Raw genomic sequence first — 18,721 nt, 5'->3', positions numbered from 1 at the left:
AATAAGCAAATGATGGAGAGAAAAAATGGGTAACTTAGATATTCAAAACCGTTTTATTGAAGATTTATCAATCTCAGCAGACTATGAGACGGTTGCGTCAAAATATCGTGCAATTTTTGAAAAAATTTCACAGGGTGTCGTTGAACGCGAGCAACAGCGTATATTGCCGTATGAGCAAATAGATTGGCTAAAAAATGCAGGTTTTGGTGCATTACGTGTGCCAGTCAAGTTTGGTGGAGATGGGGTGTCTTTACCTCAGTTATTTCAATTGCTCACTGAACTTGCAAAGGCCGATTCAAATATTGTGCAAGCATTGCGGGGGCATTTCGCTTTTGTTGAAGATCGATTAAATGCACATAAGTTTAAGAATCAAGAATTATGGTTTAAACGCTTTGTTCAAGGTGATTTGGTGGGGAATGCATGGACTGAAATCGGTCATGTAAAAATTGGTGATGTGATTACCCGTGTAACTCAAAATAATAATCAATTGCTGGTCAATGGGAAGAAGTACTATTCAACAGGCACAATCTTTGCGGATTGGGTTGATTTATTTGCCTATGATGAACGTACGGATCAGCATGTTATTGCTGCGATTTCTCGACATGCTTCTGGTGTTGAAGTACTGGATGATTGGGATGGTTTTGGTCAAAAAACCACGGGAAGTGGCACTCTAACGTTAAGCAATGTTGCAATCGAAGCAGACCATATTTTGCCTTTTGAGCAACGTTTTAAATATCAGACTGCGTTCTACCAAGTCATTCATTTGGCAACCTTATCGGGTATTGCACAGTCAGCAGTTGCAACATTTATTCATGAAGTACAAAAGCGTGATCGTATTTTTAGTCATGGCAATGCTGACTTAGTACGTAATGATCCACAGATTTTACAGGTGATTGGTAAAGCTTCCGCACAAGCCTATGCAAGTCAAAGTATCACCACGCAAACAGCAGAAGCTTTGCAGCGTGCATATATTAGTCACTTTAGTGAATCCGAAGTAAAAAATATTCAAGCAAATAATGATGCTGAATTAGAGGCAGCACAAGGGCAGGTGGTTATTTCTGATTTAGTCTTGGAGTTAACCAGTAAGTTATTTAATGCGCTTGGTGCATCTGCAAGTACCACCACAAAACAACTTGATCGCTTCTGGCGCAATGCACGGGTCGTATCTTCACATAATCCAGTCGTATATAAGGAAAAAGTGATTGGTGATTGGGAAGTTAATCGTGAACCATTGCCTTTTGTTTGGCAAATTGGAACAAGTCCAAAAGTTGGTGCTGCCTAGAATTTAAATTTTCACCACCTTTAGTCCAAGGCTTGCTTATGCAAGCTTTTGATTTTTATAAAGACTATAAAGAATAATAATTATTGTACTCATGAGTATACAAAATGGTAGATTTGGTACTATGAGGTGAAAACAAAGTTAAGTAGATTAGTACAGCAAAAACAAATACAACGAGGAAATCATGTCGCTTAAAGGAAAAACACTTTTTATTACCGGTGCAAGCCGAGGAATAGGGCGAGAGATTGCACTAAAAGCTGCACAAGATGGTGCGAACATTGTGATTGCTGCAAAATCTACACAAGAGCATCCTAAATTAGGGGGCTCGATTTTTACTGTTGCTCAAGAAGTTGAGGCGGTAGGTGGTCAAGCTTTAGCACTTCAACTGGATGTACGTGATCAAGATGCGGTTGCGCTTGCCATGAAACAAGCAGCAAAGCATTTCGGTGGAATTGATATTTTAATTAACAATGCTGGTGCGATTAAACTGTCTGGCGTAGAGACGCTTGACCCAAACCGTTTCGATTTAATGTATCAGATCAATACACGTGCTGTGATGGTATGTAGTCAAGCTGTACTACCTTATTTAAAAAACAGTGACAATCCGCATATTTTAAATCTTTCACCGCCGTTAAACTTGGATGAAAAATGGTTTGCTAGCTATGCACCGTATACCATTACTAAATATGGCATGAGTATGTTGACTTTAGGGATGAATCAAGAGTTTTCCGGTTATGGGGTGAGTGTAAATTCACTATGGCCGAGAACGATTATTGCCACAGCTGCAATTGAGTTTTCTTTAGGCGGTAAGCAATTATTTAGCAGAGCTCGTAAACCGAACATTATGGCAGATGCCGCTTATCGTATTTTAAACAGTGAAAAACGCGCCTTAACAGGACGCTTATTGATTGATGAAGAAATCCTCCGAGAGTATGGTATTACAGATTTTAATGAATATCGCTATGCTGATTCAGAGGATGAGTTAATGGTTGATTTGTTTGTTAAAGAATAATTGCTGAGCTGATCACGCCAATAATCCGTGCCGATTTTAAAATCCTGAGTTGATTGTTTAAAATCGGTACATTAAAACATTGGAAATTTTTATAAAAAAGCAGAAGATATAATATTGAATCTAGAAAATGAGTGAGATGTAATTTCGTGTATGAGTTAGATTGTAAGTTGCTCAGTATTTTTTACTATATCTACAAGTTTAAAAGTGTTTCTGTTGCCGCAGATCATTTAGCGATGAGCCAACCTACAGTAAGCAATATTCTAAATAAAATTCGTGTTCATTATAACGATCCGTTATTTTTACGGATTGGTAATGAAATGGCGCCTACAGAATTATCTAAACAACTTTATCCCTTGATCAGTGAAGCGCTGAGCAAAGTTGAAATTATTAATAATTTTAGTGTGGATTTTGATGAAACAGCATCTCAGCAACAGTTTACTGTCGCGATGACAGATGTTTCTCACTTAGTTTTATTGCCTAAAATTTCTCAATATCTCAAAGCACATGCACCACATGTTAAATTAAATGTTCGCGCCATCACCTCTGAAACCAGTTATCAGATGGCAAATGGTGAAATTGATTTGGCGATTGGGTTTTTACCGCAATTAGAAAATGGTTTCTATCAACAAAAATTATTCGAACAATTTTATGTGGTGATTGCATCAAAAGATCATCCACGATTAACTCAACAAAGCATGACCGTTGAACAGTATTTGAGTGAATCACACATCGATATTGATGCAGGTGTTGGGCATTACCACATCGCCAATGAGCTGTTAAATTTAGATTTAAAACGTAATGTGTTGATGCGTATCCCGAGTTATCTAGGCGTTGGATTGGTGGTGCAAGATACTGACTCGATTGCAACCGTTCCTTATTATTTGAGTGAAGTCTTGTTGTCACGAGGAAACTTACAAATTTTCCCAGCACCCATTTCGTTTCCGACTTATTCGATTAAGCAGTATTGGCATATGTCATGTCATCATAAAACTAGCCATCAGTGGTTAAGACATATGTGTTATGAGATTTTTAGTCAGGTGAATTCAATGCCTTTACCCAGTCAGTTATTGAACTATTCTGATCAGCCAGAAGTTTAAGGGTTTCTCGAATTGATACATCCAGAATGATTGGTATCAACAACTTGATAAAATATTATTGATGAAAAAGCTTAATATTTTTGATTCAGAAAGTTTAAACGAGATTTATACGCAGGTCAGCAGTTGAATGGATGTGTGTATAAACAATATGCACAGGAAAGCGGAATATCTTTTGCAATTAGGTCATTTTTCCCATCAAGTTGTTCAAGCTTATCTTGATGTATTGAACTCGAGTTATATGACGAAAGTGTATGACGTATATCATTTTTTAAACAGCTATATTGTGACTTAGAAGAGCTATCACCAGTTCAACAGTATCAACTTAAAAGTGTAATTAATTGTTGTTTAACGGTCTTTAGATAATAATTTAGAACTGTAGCTTTTAGAAAAAAATCAAAATAAATTTTAAAAGGACTTTTTAAAACTAAATAGCTTAAGAACAGTTATCCTTTTAACATTAATTTGCTTGATGCTCTGAATCGGTTAGCTTATCAGGTGTCATCAATGCTTGATTGACATAGAGTTTGATTAAGCGTTCACGTGAACCAATGGATTTTTGATAGTGCGTAGAATTTAACAATAATGATGCGCCATAAGTCACTGTCCAGATATAGGACAAGTAATCACGGATAGACATACTACTGTTTAAGGCTTTGAGATGTGCTCCGAAAAGATCTTTAATTTCTAAAATACGTTGTTCACGTATGCTATAAAGTTCTTCGAATAAGTCTTTGAGTTTACGTTCATTATTGGTTAGACGCTCTTCAATCACATGCAGTAAAATTGTTCGATTCGAATTTAACATGTTATATAACATGTATTCAGATACATAGATTTTAATATCGTGATGGTAGGCTTTAGAAATATCTAAAAGTCGTTTTTCATTCAAAATAATCAGTTCAAGATACAGTTGGTTTTTACTTTTAAAATGTTTATAGATCGTTCCTTTTGCGATATCAAGTTCAGCAGCAAGCTCACTTAACGTAATATCCTGATTATTATCAAGCAATAAGGTTTCTGCCATTGCTAAAATTTTCTCTTTGCGAAGAAGAAAATTCTGTTGGCGCACTGAACTCATTCTATTGATCCAAAACTGCTGATGAAGAACTGGACTCAGAGTATATCAGCTATTTCGCTGATTCAATAAAACTATAGTCCATCATATTCAATAAAATATTTATTTTTTCAATATATTTAATAATTTAGATTTTATATAAGCAAATTAGCGATGTTAAAAATCTTAATGAACCATTTATAAAACTAAACTTAAGTAAGGTCACACTACGACTAAAAAAATGGCAAGAGATATACCGTTTAAAACATATTTAGTTAGCAACGACTTTAAAAAGAAAAACCTGATCGTTTGATCAGGTTTTTCTTTTTAATAAAGCTCTTAGAGATTAATCCGCGCGGCGCCAAATGGTACCTTGACGTGTATCTTCCAGTACTACACCTTGAGCAAGCAAAGACTGACGGATTTCATCTGCACGGGCAAAGTCTTTATTTTTCTTGGCATCAACACGTTGTTGAATGAAATCCTCAATATCCGTTTGAGATAAGCCAAGTGCTTCTTGACCAATATCTGATTTTAAAAAGTCATCTACATTGTATTGAACCAAGCCAAGGATATTAGTCAAGTGGCGTAACGTAGAATAATAAAGCGTAGATTGCGCTGCATTCTCTTCTTTAACCGCACGATTCAATTCTTTAATAATTTCGAATAAAACTGCAATTGCTTCAGATGTATTGAAGTCATCACGCATTGCTGAATTAAAGCGCTCGACTAGCGTTTCATCTAACAGGTCTGTGGTTTTATTGCCATAGACTTGTTGATACGCTTTAAATGCATGATAAAAACGAGAAAGCGTAGTTTTTGCTTCTTTTAGTGCAAAATCCGAAAAGTTTACAGGGCTACGATAGTGTGATGACACAATAAAATAACGAATCACTTCAGGATGAAATTTCTCCATCACATCACGAATGGTAAAAAAGTTGCCTAAAGATTTAGACATTTTTTCGCCATCGACATTGATAAAGCCAACATGCATCCAGTAGTTTACATATTGTTCATCTGTTGCAGCTTCTGATTGCGCGATTTCATTTTCATGATGTGGGAATAAAAGATCTGAACCGCCCCCATGAATATCGAAATGATTGCCTAAGCAGCAAGTTGACATTGCTGAGCATTCAATATGCCAACCTGGACGGCCATTGCCCCAAGGTGAAGCCCATGAAGGCTCATTTTCTTTAGCATGTTTCCATAGCACAAAGTCAAATGGATGTTTCTTCTCAACTTCAACATCAACACGTTCAGAAGCGCCAGCTTGCATATCGGCAAGTTTACGTCCTGAAAGTCGGCCATAGTTCTTAAATTTTTCAACTTCAAAATAGACATCGCCATTTGCAGAAGGGTAAGCCGTGCCTTTATTGACAAGGTTGCCAATCATATTCTGCATTTGATCGATATAATCTGTTGCGCGGGGTGCCTCATCGGGTGCTAAGCATCCTAAATTTTCGGCATCATCATTCATCGCCTTGATAAAACGATCGGTCAAAGCTGTAATGCTTTCACTATTTTCATTGGCACGCGCAATAATTTTGTCATCGATATCTGTGATGTTACGAACGTATTTAACATTCCAACCTTGACTACGTAAAAAACGAATAATGTAGTCAAAAGCAACCATCACCCGAGCATGGCCTATATGACAGTAATCATAAACTGTCATACCGCACACATACATGTCGATATGTCCTTCTTTACGGGGAACAAATTCAACTTTTTTTCGTTGCTCAGAGTTGTAAAGAACAAATGGTTGCATAGGTTTTCTAAAGGCTTCAACAAAATGATGATTAATCTTAACCTAAGCTCCATATTTCATAAAGTTTTATACGTTATTTTTCTAAGAAAATGAAATTTATACATTTAGGAAAGCAGCCTATTGTATTGCTATGCTAAAATAGCAAAAATATTCCATTCGATATTCAAAACTCTTTATTGAGTTAAGGTTAGCCCATTTTGAATCCTGAAAATAAATCAAATCAAGTTGATTTTCAAAAAGTTGCACTTGAAACTTTACGCATTGAAGAACATGCCATAGAGATTTTAGCGACTCAAATTGATGAGCGTTTTACGCGCGCATGTGAAATTATTTTACAGTGCCAAGGTCGTTTAGTGATTACGGGTATGGGGAAATCTGGGCATATTGGGCGAAAAATGGCAGCAACTTTCGCATCAACAGGCACACCATCATTCTTTATGCATCCTGGTGAAGCAGGGCATGGCGATTTAGGTATGTTGGTCAAAGGTGACGTGTTGATTGCAATTTCAAACTCTGGAAAGAGTGATGAGATTATGATGTTGATGCCACTGATTAAGTATTTGGAAGTACCTTTGATCACCATCAGTGGTGATGACAAAGGACCTATGCCACAAAATGCAGATGTTGCGTTGACACTTGGAAATATTAAAGAAGCATGTCCATTAGGTTTGGCGCCAACCTCAAGTACTACTGCAACATTGGTATTGGGCGATGCACTGGCTGTGGCGCTATTAGATGCACGTGGTTTTACTGCAGATGATTTTGCAATGTCACATCCTGCAGGTGCATTAGGCAAACGTCTGTTGTTACATGTAAAACATTTGATGCGTACAGGCACTGATTTACCAAAAGTATTTCCTGATACACCAATGAATAAAGTTTTGTACGAAATTTCCAATAAGCGTTTAGGTTTAACCACGGTTGTCGATGAAAATGACAGCTTATTGGGCATATTTACTGATGGTGATTTACGCCGTTTAATTGATAGACAGCAAGGTTTTGATGTGAACTTGCCTGTTTCCGCGGTCATGGTTCAAAACCCTTCAACCATTTCAAAAGAAGCACGTGCAGTTGAAGCTTTAGAAAAAATGAATGAAAAGAAAATTAGTCAATTTATCGTCGTTGATGATGCCAATAAAGTGATTGGTGTAATTAGTATGCATGACCTGATTCAAGCTGGAGTAAATTAATCAATGGCTTCTTATGTTTTACTGGAACAAGCGCGTCATATTGAAGCATTGGTTTTAGATGTAGATGGTATTTTGAGTGATGGTTTTGTGACATTGACCAATACAGGGGATGAAATTAAATCCTTTGATATTCGCGACGGATTAGGTATGAAACTGGTGCAAAAATCTGGAATTAAAGTCATTATTATCACCGGACGTAAAAGCAATATTGTTGAAAAACGTATGGCTGATCTTGGCGTGGATTTGGTCTTTCAAGGTCGTGAAGACAAAGGTGCTGCACTTAAAGAAGCTTGTGCTCAATTCAATTTAGATCCTGAAGACTGTTTATATATGGGTGATGATTGGCCAGATCTTTCAGCCTTTGCAATTGCAGGGATGAAAGTCACTGTACCCAACGGGCATGTTGAAGTGCGTCGTCGAGCAGATTTAGTCACTCAGGCGATGGGTGGGCGTGGAGCTGTGCGTGAAGTCTGTGATATGTTGCTGATGGCAAAAGGCACTTACCAAGAATTACTTGAAAAATATACAGCTATACCGCATTAATAGCGTAAATTCAGATTGATCAAATGTTGAATGTAATTTATGGATACTAAGGTTTTATATGTGACTGCAGTTGTCATCGCGGCAATCAGTGGTGGCTATTACTATTACAGTGGGAAAAGCAAAAAGTTGGATGCGAATTCAGCAAAAAGCATGACGTATACTGCTGAGGGTATCCAGTTGGTCCAAACAGATGAAAAGGGCAATCTTTATGTTCGTGCTCAAGTGGATCGTTTAGAACAAGATTTACAAAGAAAAACTTCAACACTGAGTAACCTCAATGCTTCGATGTTTCATCAAAATAAAGTTGATTCAACTTTTTTTGCAAAACAAGCACGAGGATTTAATGACAATGAAAAAGTCGTTTTATCTGGACAAGTTAAAGCGACCAAGATTGGTGAACGAGGGACCATGGAATTTCAGACAGACGAGTTAACGGGGTATCCTAAAATACGTCAGTTTGAAACGACTCACCAAGTGACTGTTAATGCACCTGATGCAGAATTTATTAGTCAGGGTTTAAAAGCTGATTTAAACCAAGGTCAATATGAATTTGCACATATTCGAGGAAAGTATGTACCTAACTAAGCCTTTTTTAATGAAACAATCTTTCCTAATAAAAGCGATCTGCACTGCCGGTTTAATGGGCTTGTCTGCAGCAGCATTTGCATTACCATCAGATCGTAATCAACCAATCTCATTGGTTGCAGATAAAGCAACCTATAATGAAGCTGCGGGTGTAACGACATATACTGGTAATGTCATCATTGAGCAAGGTACAATGAAGCTTCAAGCTGCTTCAATTGTGGCTCAATTAAATAAAAATAAGCAAATTAGCACCATTACTGCCACTGGGGGCCCAGCAAAGTTTCAACAACAAGTTGATACGGCAAAGGGTGTTGCTCGTGGGGAAGCACAAAAAATTATTTATAATGCTGAAACAGGTATTATTAATTTAATTGGTAATGCTTATTTATATCAAGATGGAGCAAGTATTCGCAGTAGTTCATTAAAATATAGTATGAACAAAGGCGATATTGAAGCTTCCGGTAGTTCAAATAGCACAGGTTCACCGAAAGGACGTGTACAAATTATTATCCCGCCAAATAGTACCAAGTCTTTTCCTGGAGCGCGTGATTAATGACAGCATCAAATCAGCCTCAAGTACTTTGTATTAAACATTTAGCTAAAGTTTATAGTAAACGCTGGGTGGTTAAAGACGTTTCATTTAGTATGCAAAGTGGACAGATTGTGGGTTTGCTTGGGCCGAATGGTGCAGGGAAAACTACCAGCTTTTATATGGTCGTTGGTTTGGTGCGAATGGATAAGGGAGAAATTCATCTAGATAATGAAGATATTTCTGATTTAGCTATGCATCAGCGAGCACGTAAAGGAATTGGTTATCTTCCTCAGGAAGCTTCAATTTTCAGAAAGTTAACGATTGCTGAAAATATCATGGCGATTCTTGAAACACGAAAAGACTTAGATAAACAGCAGCGCCAGCAACGTCTTAAAGAATTATTGGAAGATTTTAAAATCACCCATATTAAAGATTCACTTGGAATGAGCGTATCGGGTGGTGAGCGTCGCCGTGCTGAGATCGCACGTGCGCTTGCAGCAGATCCAAAATTCATGCTTTTGGATGAACCTTTTGCAGGTGTCGATCCAATCTCTGTAGGTGATATTAAAGATATAATTCGCCAGTTAAAAGATCGTGGGATCGGTGTTTTGATTACTGACCATAATGTTCGAGAAACTTTAGCGATTTGTGAGCATGCTTATATTGTGAGCGAAGGCGCTGTGATTGCGGAAGGTACACCAGAAGATGTTTTGGCAGATGAAACCGTGCGCCAAGTATATTTAGGTGATGATTTTACCGTCTAACTACTCAGCCTTTTTAAAAAGATGAAGGAACTCCTTCATTTTTTTTTTGCTTTTTGTGCGGTATATTTGAAAAAAGATCAGTTTTGATTGAATATTTTATTAATTATTATTTCATTAAAATTTAACAACATAGTTTTAATGTGACATCTATCACTAATTAAGAAATGTGTTACATGTTTTGTTTAAAAATTAATCTAAGCTAAATTCTTAAGTTTCTATAATACCCATAAAATTTAAATGGGAATTACATACTTTTAAATACTATGAGTGGTATGAAAATAATAGTTTATTTTTTTTAAAATAGGCAAGATTATTAATCAAATTTAAATAAATTTATAAAATTGATCATTATGAATATTAATAATGAATATAAAGTGATAATTAAATTGAATCGAAATAATTTAGTAAAATAAACAAGTATGATTTTAATTAAATGATAATTACATCACAAATTAATGGTTTTAAAAAGACCAATCATTTAGCCATTATAGACAAGTGCTGTTTTTTATATGCTTATCTGATTTTAATATCAAAAATATACACTTGTGAAATTTATCTCACTTATTTATCTTTTTTGCATAACAGTAAATTATAAGACGGAAAAAATATTATGAAAAATATCACTATTTATGAAAAAGGAACGGCTAAGGTTCTTACTCAGGATTTAGTTAATAAACACTACTCAGTGTATAAAGTAAATCTTGATAGCGCAGAAATAGCCAAAATTGTAAAAGTTAATAATAATTTGGAGGTTTATTTACAAAATGGAGAAAAAGTCGTTATTGAGGATTTCTTTATTGGTGAAAAACCAAAAGAATTTACAATAGAAACTTCAGATGGAAAGCATTATTTACTTAACTTTCTTGAGTTTGATGCAAGTGGTACAGTAACTAAAATTGATTATTTGGGGATTGCTGATTTTCATGAATACCTTGTTGGTGAACACTCTGCTGTGCCAGCATGGGCTTGGGTCGCAGCTGCAGCTGGAGTAATCGGTATTGCAGCCGCATCAGGGAGCAGTGGTAGTTCAAGTCATTCGGGAAGTGGTGATAAAACAGGACCAAAACTAAGCTATGATATTTTAGATAATCAGAAAATCAAAATCACTGCAGATGAAGCAAGTAAAATTACAATAGTGGATGCGAGTGGTAAAATAATTGGATCAGGACAACTAAATCAAGCAGGTGGGCTTGAAGTTAGTTTAACAAGACCTTTAGTTGATAATGAAAAAATTACAATTACAGCAACAGATAATGCGGGAAATAAAACAACTGAAACAATAAATGTTGGGGATGTTACAAAACCTGATGTTGAAGTAAATATTGTTGATAATGACACAATTCAAGTCACTTCAAATGAACCTGGTAGTAAAGTTATAATTAAAAATGAAGCTGGACAAACAATTGCTGAGGGTGTAATTGGTGCTGATGGAAAATTAACAGTTGATTTAAACACACCTTTAAATGACGGTAGTAAGGTTATTGTTGATGTTATTGATGCAGCAGGTAATCAAACAGAAAAAGTAATTACAGTAGGTGATGTGACACCGCCTATTATTACGACAACTATTCAAAATGCAACTCATATTGAAGTTACTTCAAATGAAGTTGGTCAAGTTAAAATCACAGATGGAAATGGTAATGTAATTGGTACGGGTACCGTCACTGGTAATAACACTGTTGATAATATTCAGTTAACTCGCCCACTTACAGATGGTGAAAAAGTTACGGTTACTGTGACAGATGGCGCGGGTAATCCAAAAACAGTTGAAATTACAGCAGGTGATGTAACTGCACCAGTGATTACTACAAGCATTCAAGACGCGACACATGTTGAAGTTACTTCAAATGAAGCAGGTCAAGTTAAAATTACGGATACTAATGGCAATGTAATTGGAACAGGGACAGCAACGGGAAATGGTATTGTTAATAATGTCCAGTTAACCCGACCACTTACAGATGGTGAAAAAATTACGGTCACTGTGACAGATGGTGCTGGTAATCCAAAAGCGCTTGAAATTACTGCAGGTGACGTTACAAACCCGCAATTCCAATCTTCACATGTAGATAGTACAGGAACACAATTAACCCTTACCTACAGTGAAGCACTTGATCCATTACATCCACCTGTTGCTGGCGACTTTGCAGTGACCGCAGATGGTCAGGTGGTACCTGTAACAGCTGTTACAGTGAATGGTTCTAGTGTGGTGTTGACCTTAGGTACAGCAGTCACAGCAGGTCAAGCGGTTGAAGTGGGCTATACCGACCCAACTACGGGTAATGATCCAAATGCGATTCAAGATGCAGCAGGCAATGATGCAGCAACACTTCCAGCAACAACGGTGGACAATGGTTCAACTGTGCCTGGCGGTGGAGATAGCACAGCACCGACATTTGTCAGTGCAGCACTCGATACAACAGGCACATCATTGACGTTGACCTATAGCGAAGCGCTAGACGGCACCAACTTACCGCCATTGAACAGTTTCGTGGTGACCGCAGATGGTCAGGTGGTACCTGTAACAGCAGTTACAGTGAATGGTTCTAGTGTGGTGTTGACCTTAGGTACAGCAGTCACAGCAGGTCAAGCGGTTGAGGTGGGTTATACCGATCCAACTACGGGGAATGATGTTAATGCGATTCAAGATGCAGCAGGCAATGATGCAGCAACGCTTCCAGCGACAACAGTAGACAATGGTTCGATTATTCCAGGTGGGGATAGCACAGCACCGACATTTGTCAGTGCAGCACTCGATACAACAGGCACATCGTTGACGTTGACCTATAGCGAAGCGCTAGACGGCACCAACTTACCGCCATTGAACAGTTTCGTGGTGACCGCAGATGGTCAGGTGGTACCTGTAACAGCGGTTACAGTGAATGGTTCTAGTGTGGTGTTGACCTTAGGTACAGCAGTCACAGCAGGTCAAACGGTTGAGGTGGGTTATACCGATCCAACCACGGGGAATGATGTTAATGCGATTCAAGATGCAGCAGGCAATGATGCAGCAACGCTGCCAGCGACAACAGTAGACAATGGTTCGATTATTCCGAGCGATACTACAGCACCAACATTTGTCAATGCGACAGTTGATCCATTGGGTACGACCTTAACGCTGAACTACAATGAAGCGCTAGATCCATTACATCCACCTGTTGCTGGCGACTTCACAGTGACAGCAAATGGTCAAGCCGTTGCGATTATCTCGGTAGAGATCGTTGGCAATAACGTCGTGTTAACCTTGGGTAGCCCAGTGACTGTTGGTCAAACGGTTGAGGTGGGTTATACCGATCCAACCACGGGGAATGATGTTAATGCGATTCAAGATGCAGCAGGCAATGATGCAGCAACGCTGCCAGCGACAGCAGTAGACAATGGTTCGATTGTTATTCCGCCACTTAATGCTGTAAATGATGAATTTGCATTGGATCTAGGTCAGGAAACTCGTATTGATCGTACAGAAGTTGCTGGTTCAGATATCGCAGTGGTTGATATCTTGGGGAATAATGCTACCGGTCTAGATTTTTCAATTCCACAAACAACAGGCAATGCAGGTAAGGGGTCGACTGGTAATATTTCTGTCACGGTTTCGCAACAAGATCTGATTTCGGTCGGTGAGGCTGTTCAGATTGTTATTTATCAGCAAACTACCAATGGACCAGTGGAGGTTGCACGTGGTACGAGTCAAGGTGGTATTGTCACTGTTGGTGGTATTGGAATCATTGGTGTCGTAAATAGCAACGATTCAATTAAGCTTGATTTTACTAATTTACCAAAAGGTAATTATACGGTAGCCGTTCAGGCAGATGATAGTGCTCTAACAACCTTACTCAAAGATGTTGCTATTAGTGATCTTGGTGGTGAAGGGGAAATTCTGGGGGCTTCAAATGCTGCAGCTATCGGGGCAGCAATTACTGCAGTACTCGGCCCGGTTTTGGGTGCTCCAATACTTGCTTTAGTCAATACAATTTTAATCCCTGTTAATACAATTGGCTTACCACTTTCAAGCGTAGTTAACCAGCTACTGGACGTATTACCAATTGGAGTAATTGATTACATTGTTGATGCTGCTGTTGCTCCTCTATTGTCAAACTTGTTAACGATTTATGAAAAAACAAATATCAGTGTAACTGGAACTGAAGAAGTTTTTGCTAACTATGAATTAACAGGTAATGTTTTTGCTGATAATGGCAATGGGCAAGATGTAGTCAGTGGTGGTTCGATTATTGAAATAGATGGTTCATCTGTTGCATCAGGTACTGTTACGATTCAAGGAGAGTATGGCAACCTTGAAATTAATACTCTAACAGGAGTCTTTACTTATACTGTGACAGCTGGAGAGGCGGCTTTAGGAAAAACTGAAATATTTGATTATAAACTGTCTAATGGAACAACATCGGATATTGCTCAAATCATTATTAATATTGCAGGAACACCAGCAGATCCTGGAGAGTTGACTCCACCAGATCATGTAGATCAAGTTGTGGCAAATGATGACCTTGCAACTGTTAAAAATTATCATGAATCTGTAGGTGATGATGTTGGTGAACAAGGACGAGCTTCTCAATTATTAGGTGTAAATTTACTCGGACTAAATATCTCTTTAGGTAATACCGTACCATTTAATTTTGAAGTTGAAGAAAACAGCACATCCAGTATTCATGTCAATGTGAGCGGTAGCGTTGTAAGTGCTGCGATAGGTGGACTTATTGGTGCTTTATTAGGAACAGCTGATAAGTTTTTCAATGCTGTACTTGAACGTCAATATGTAGATGAAAACGGCGTTATACAAAAAGAGCACTTCATTGTGGAAGATGCTGTAAAACTAACGCCACCTGGATTGTTGGGCATTATCTTTAATTATTCTGGTCAGATTAATATAGATAATTTACCACCCGGCGTTTATACAATCGCGCTACAAGAGAAACCAACGGATTCTGGTTTATTGCAACAAATTTTGAATTTATTGGATTCGACAGCATCTGCCCAGTTATTTGGTGGTGTTGAATTAACCATGCAAGATCAAACCAATAAATATTTGGGTTCAAGTACCATTGAAGGAAATGTAATTTCAAGTGTGGATGGTGCAGATGAAGTAAATACAACAACATTTGTTACTAAAGTGGCCAATGAAGTGGGTGATCCTGCAGTCACATTATCAGGTGCAAACACGGTTGTTGTAGGTGCTTACGGAACACTTTATATTTCTCCAAACGGACATTATAAATATGTGAGTAATGGTGATGCTGCAGATATTGGCAAGGTAGATACATTTACTTACACGATCAGGGACTTTAATGGCAGTGAAGCAACAGCGAATTTAAATATTCGTATTGATGGTGATAACTCTGGCGTGGTTTGGGATAATGCAAACCCTCAAAATGATATATCTCTTCCACCTCCAATTATTTTAGACAATGCAGAGCATGTCGCTATTGGTGCTGTAACGAATGTGGTACAAACAGTAAGTCCAGCCAATCAAGGTACATTTAATGTTTCAGCTGGTATATTTGGTGTCGGAGGTAGTGGTAGTTATACTTCGACAACATTTGATATTGCGAATACTGATACTTCAAAAGTACAAATCAAAGTTAATGTGCCAGCACTTTCAATTTCTGTATTGCCAACCTTTATTTTAACAATCAAGAATGCAAGTGGTGTAATCGTTGGTACAAAAACAGGTACACCTTTACTCAATGCACTTGGAAGTTCGTTGACTGTAGATATTGATAATTTACCACCAGGTAAATATACAATCGAAGCATCTGCATCAGGTAATACTGGTCTTGGATTTACTGCAACAGTGAGCTTAGCGCAAGATATTACCCATTATAATGAAATTGGCCCAGTAACCGCAGCTCCAATTATTGGCAACATGTTGACAGACGATACCTATAATCCATCTTATGCTAAATTTAGTATTGATACGGGTAATGGTCAGTTTGTAGAGGTTGGATATAATGGTGTGACAGTGCAAGGTGAGTATGGCAGTCTGTTCGTGAAAAGTGATGGAAGCTATGTTTATACACCAAGTGCGGGAGTAATCGGTCGTCAAGAAGTATTCGATTATAAACTCTCTGTTTTTGGTCAAGATCATACAGCATCTCTTACAGTAACAGTTGATGCACTAACCACTGGTGATGCTCTCCGCAATACACTGATTAGTGGTGAACTGAATGATACCTTTACGGGTAATGGAGGTTCAGATGTGCTTGTATATCATGTATTAGAAAGTGCGAGTGCAAGTGGTGGAAATGGCGTCGATCATTGGACAGACTTCCATTCAGGAAATGTGAACACTGATACGAATGCAGACATCATAGATATTTCTGATTTACTGATTGGTTTTAATAGTGCAAATATCACAACCGATTTAACAGCATCGGCAAACTATCTGAAAAACTATCTTGGTGTAAGAGTTGATGGTAATAATGTCACTCTCACCCTAGATCGTGATGGTGCAGGAACTACGTACACTGGCAAAACCGATTTACTCCAATTGGATAATTTAGCGCAATCAGGTGCTGCATTTAATGGCAAAACGGAAGATGATATCTTGAAACTCTTGCTTCAAAATCATCAGCTTGTTCTATAATTTAGTCAGTAAATTGAAAAACCCTAAGTTCGCTTAGGGTTTTTTATTGTCCCATGTATTTTAAAAGCACGTTATAATGACAATATATTGAGTTTGAATACTTTATTTTCATTATGGTTTATACACTTGTATCTGAAACGATTTTTGAGGAAGACATTAAAAAGAGTCGCTTTCAAGCCATTGCAGCACCTGTTGAAAATGAGCAGCAAGTTAAAATATTTCTGGAAAAACATTTAGATCTAACAACAACACATCAATGCTGGGCATGGAAAATAGGTCATAATGTTCGTTTTAATGACGATGGTGAACCTTCAGGTACAGCAGGCCGACCAATCCTTGCAACCATTGAGGGTAATGATTTAACCAACACAATTGTATTGGTCAATCGCTGGTATGGTGGCATCAAATTAGGTACAGGTGGTTTAGTTCGGGCTTATGGCGGCTGTTCAGGGCAATGTTTGCTTTTGGCTGAGAAAATAGAACTGATTGAAAAGAAGAAAATTTATTTTCAATGCCACTTCAGCGAATGGTCGATTTTTCAGTATGAATTAAATACCCAAGACATTGAGTATAAAGAACAATATACCGCTGATGGTGTTGAAGTTGAGGCATTATTACAAATACATCAAATTGATCCACTTAAGTTAAAAGTTCAAGATGTAACGCGTGGGCGTGAGCAACTTAAATTGTTGGAAGACATTGATGAATGAGCAAGATCCATTACTAAAATATCGTGAACAACATAAGCATCGCTTAAACTATATGCCATGGCTGTATTATTCACTTAAACCGAAAAATCGAGTTTGGGCGGAGCAGTGGCAGCAGCAGTACCAAGCGTATTTGATGGCAATGGAAACTGTTGAAATAGGTAAAAATTGTTTTATTTCACCTTTGGCTCATATTTTTGCTGAGCCTGGTCGGAAAATTCTCATTGGGGATAATACTTTTATTGCAGCGGATTGTACGTTGCATGGGCCGTTAGAGATTGGTAATGAAGTTGCGATCAACCATCATTGTATTTTAGATGGGGGTAAAGTCGGTATTAAATTACATGATCAAGTCCGTATAGCCGCCTATTGTCATCTTTATGCTTTTGATCATGGTATGGATTTGAGTATTCCTGTTTATCAACAAGCTGTGACTTCCCAAGGCATTGAAATTGGTCAAGATGTTTGGTTGGGGGCACACGTTGGTGTAAAAGATGGGGTAAAAATTGCTTCACATGCCATAATTGGAATGAATAGTATGGTCACTAAAAATGTGGCTGAAAGAGAAATTGTGGCTGGAAACCCAGCACGTTTTATTCGTTATCGTGAATGAATGCACAGTTTGTACAAATACATAATTAAATTATGGAATTAATTACATAAAGTTGTCCAAACTTATAAAAACTTGTGCTAATTTAAATAATATAGACCCAAAGCTGTAAAGCTAAAGCGAGGTTAAAATGAACAGAGTAGTGGCTTGTATTGACTCTTCTCCGTGCATCAATGCATTGGCAGAAGCAGCCGCATGGATTGCTCAAAAAACTGGTCGTGAACTGGTTTTATTGCAAGTATTGGATTATTACCCTGCAAGTTATCATTTAGGGGAAATTAGTGGGGTAATTGGCTTCGAAAGTAATGCGATGTTGCTTAAAGAGCTGGCTGAGCTTGAACAAAAGCAAAGTGAATTAGCACTGGATTACAGCAATAATTTACTTAAGCATATTTCAGAAATGATTCAAGAAAAATACAATATCAGACCTATTCAAATTCAAGCCAAAGGTGATTTTCTAGAACAAAGCTTTAATGAGTTGACTGAAGATGATATCGCTGTAATCGGTCGAGTTGGTGAGCGTTCAGCTGAGAAGAATAAAATATTGGGCAGTAATGTTGAAAACTTTATTCGTGGAACGAAAAGTACTGTATTAACTGTTGGGCAAACATTTAAACCCCCAACCCGTTTTATTTTTGCTTATGAGCTTTCTGAAACATGTCAAAAAATGCTAAAACGTGTTGAAAAAAGTGATTTACTTAAACTTTTACAATGTCATTTACTTTATGTCGGTGATCATCCTGAAATTCTCAATGAGCCTGCGCAACGTTTAAAAGATGCGGGTCTGGATGTAGTAGTAGAATATCGTTATGGTGATGTTGCTGAAAATATTTTGGATTATCAAAATCAACATCAAATTCAATTGATTGTGCTAGGTGCTTTTAGTCATAGTAAGATTCATCAGTTCTTTTTAGGTAGTGTGACAACCTCAATCTTTAGAAATGCCTCTGTTCCATTGTTAGTCGCAAAATAAGTTTTATCTTAG

The 18,721-nt window shown here is 37.7% G+C and carries 14 protein-coding genes; 12 read left to right on the top strand and 2 right to left on the bottom strand.

Translation table 11 applies throughout. The features are described 5' to 3' along the window. Positions 1–25 precede the first annotated feature (25 nt). The 3 genes from AC4CUY_RS13105 (at position 26) to AC4CUY_RS13095 (ending at position 3,388) form a co-directional block, all read left to right on the top strand. Positions 26–1,282, top strand: coding sequence for an acyl-CoA dehydrogenase family protein (locus AC4CUY_RS13105; RefSeq protein ID WP_419327951.1), 1,257 nt, complete (start codon positions 26–28; stop codon positions 1,280–1,282). A gap of 181 nt (positions 1,283–1,463) precedes the next feature. After that, positions 1,464–2,291 (top strand): SDR family oxidoreductase, encoded by an 828-nt coding sequence (locus AC4CUY_RS13100; protein WP_336953969.1) that lies wholly within the window; start codon positions 1,464–1,466, stop codon positions 2,289–2,291. Positions 2,292–2,437: 146 nt separating this feature from the next. After that, positions 2,438–3,388, top strand: a complete 951-nt coding sequence (locus tag AC4CUY_RS13095; RefSeq protein WP_490774222.1) for a LysR family transcriptional regulator — start codon at positions 2,438–2,440, stop codon at positions 3,386–3,388. A gap of 457 nt (positions 3,389–3,845) precedes the next feature. On the opposite strand, the gene AC4CUY_RS13090 is transcribed toward AC4CUY_RS13095, so the two are convergent. Both AC4CUY_RS13090 and cysS read right to left on the bottom strand, forming a co-directional pair. Beyond that, entirely contained in the window at positions 3,846–4,466 is a 621-nt protein-coding gene (locus AC4CUY_RS13090) for a TetR/AcrR family transcriptional regulator (RefSeq protein WP_004822589.1), read from the bottom strand. Positions 4,467–4,788: 322 nt separating this feature from the next. Then, positions 4,789–6,210, bottom strand: a complete 1,422-nt coding sequence (cysS, locus tag AC4CUY_RS13085; protein ID WP_490774221.1) for a cysteine--tRNA ligase — start codon at positions 6,208–6,210, stop codon at positions 4,789–4,791. Positions 6,211–6,407: 197 nt separating this feature from the next. Here cysS and AC4CUY_RS13080 point away from each other — a divergent pair, with 197 nt between their 5' ends. The 9 genes from AC4CUY_RS13080 to AC4CUY_RS13040 all read left to right on the top strand — a co-directional run bounded on the left by AC4CUY_RS13080 (position 6,408) and on the right by AC4CUY_RS13040 (position 18,709). Next, a complete protein-coding gene (locus tag AC4CUY_RS13080; protein ID WP_419327953.1) occupies positions 6,408–7,400 on the top strand; it encodes a KpsF/GutQ family sugar-phosphate isomerase in 993 nt (330 codons plus the stop codon). Positions 7,401–7,403: 3 nt separating this feature from the next. Next, a complete protein-coding gene (locus AC4CUY_RS13075) occupies positions 7,404–7,943 on the top strand; it encodes a KdsC family phosphatase (RefSeq protein WP_004822583.1) in 540 nt (179 codons plus the stop codon). Positions 7,944–7,982: 39 nt separating this feature from the next. Continuing rightward, complete coding sequence (lptC, locus tag AC4CUY_RS13070) at positions 7,983–8,528, top strand: LPS export ABC transporter periplasmic protein LptC (protein WP_336953964.1); 546 nt, start codon at positions 7,983–7,985, stop codon at positions 8,526–8,528. A gap of 10 nt (positions 8,529–8,538) precedes the next feature. Then, on the top strand, positions 8,539–9,081 hold the full coding sequence (gene lptA / locus AC4CUY_RS13065) for a lipopolysaccharide transport periplasmic protein LptA (protein WP_336953963.1): 543 nt from the start codon (positions 8,539–8,541) through the stop codon (positions 9,079–9,081). Next, positions 9,081–9,824 carry an LPS export ABC transporter ATP-binding protein gene (lptB, locus tag AC4CUY_RS13060; protein WP_336953962.1) on the top strand — a complete coding sequence of 248 codons (744 nt, stop codon included), beginning with the start codon at positions 9,081–9,083 and terminating at the stop codon, positions 9,822–9,824. The genes lptA and lptB overlap by 1 nt, the downstream gene beginning before the upstream one ends. 610 nt (positions 9,825–10,434) lie before the next feature. Beyond that, entirely contained in the window at positions 10,435–16,419 is a 5,985-nt protein-coding gene (locus AC4CUY_RS13055) for a BapA/Bap/LapF family large adhesin (RefSeq protein WP_490774220.1), read from the top strand. 113 nt (positions 16,420–16,532) lie between these two features. Continuing rightward, positions 16,533–17,129, top strand: a complete 597-nt coding sequence (locus tag AC4CUY_RS13050) for an IMPACT family protein (protein ID WP_336954402.1) — start codon at positions 16,533–16,535, stop codon at positions 17,127–17,129. Continuing rightward, positions 17,122–17,739: an acyltransferase gene (locus tag AC4CUY_RS13045; RefSeq protein WP_336954403.1), complete on the top strand. Its 618-nt coding sequence runs from the start codon at positions 17,122–17,124 to the stop codon at positions 17,737–17,739. The genes AC4CUY_RS13050 and AC4CUY_RS13045 overlap by 8 nt, the downstream gene beginning before the upstream one ends. A gap of 127 nt (positions 17,740–17,866) precedes the next feature. Beyond that, positions 17,867–18,709, top strand: a complete 843-nt coding sequence (locus AC4CUY_RS13040; RefSeq protein ID WP_336954404.1) for a universal stress protein — start codon at positions 17,867–17,869, stop codon at positions 18,707–18,709. The last annotated feature ends 12 nt before the right edge of the window (positions 18,710–18,721 follow it).

The organism is Acinetobacter sp. 778_lipA (assembly GCF_058242985.1).
Note: the sequence above shows the minus strand (reverse complement) of the source record. Positions and strands in the feature narration are given on the sequence as shown.

What these genes read in the sequence shown, in the direction of transcription:
- AC4CUY_RS13105 (WP_419327951.1), top strand. Translation starts at nt 26, where the DNA reads ATGGGTAACTTAGATATTCAAAACCGTTTTATTGAAGATTTATCAATC.
- AC4CUY_RS13100 (WP_336953969.1), top strand. Translation starts at nt 1,464, where the DNA reads ATGTCGCTTAAAGGAAAAACACTTTTTATTACCGGTGCAAGCCGAGGA.
- AC4CUY_RS13090 (WP_004822589.1), bottom strand. Translation starts at nt 4,466, where the DNA reads ATGAGTTCAGTGCGCCAACAGAATTTTCTTCTTCGCAAAGAGAAAATT.
- cysS (WP_490774221.1), bottom strand. Translation starts at nt 6,210, where the DNA reads ATGCAACCATTTGTTCTTTACAACTCTGAGCAACGAAAAAAAGTTGAA.
- AC4CUY_RS13075 (WP_004822583.1), top strand. Translation starts at nt 7,404, where the DNA reads ATGGCTTCTTATGTTTTACTGGAACAAGCGCGTCATATTGAAGCATTG.
- lptC (WP_336953964.1), top strand. Translation starts at nt 7,983, where the DNA reads ATGGATACTAAGGTTTTATATGTGACTGCAGTTGTCATCGCGGCAATC.
- lptA (WP_336953963.1), top strand. Translation starts at nt 8,539, where the DNA reads ATGAAACAATCTTTCCTAATAAAAGCGATCTGCACTGCCGGTTTAATG.
- lptB (WP_336953962.1), top strand. Translation starts at nt 9,081, where the DNA reads ATGACAGCATCAAATCAGCCTCAAGTACTTTGTATTAAACATTTAGCT.
- AC4CUY_RS13055 (WP_490774220.1), top strand. Translation starts at nt 10,435, where the DNA reads ATGAAAAATATCACTATTTATGAAAAAGGAACGGCTAAGGTTCTTACT.
- AC4CUY_RS13050 (WP_336954402.1), top strand. Translation starts at nt 16,533, where the DNA reads ATGGTTTATACACTTGTATCTGAAACGATTTTTGAGGAAGACATTAAA.
- AC4CUY_RS13045 (WP_336954403.1), top strand. Translation starts at nt 17,122, where the DNA reads ATGAATGAGCAAGATCCATTACTAAAATATCGTGAACAACATAAGCAT.
- AC4CUY_RS13040 (WP_336954404.1), top strand. Translation starts at nt 17,867, where the DNA reads ATGAACAGAGTAGTGGCTTGTATTGACTCTTCTCCGTGCATCAATGCA.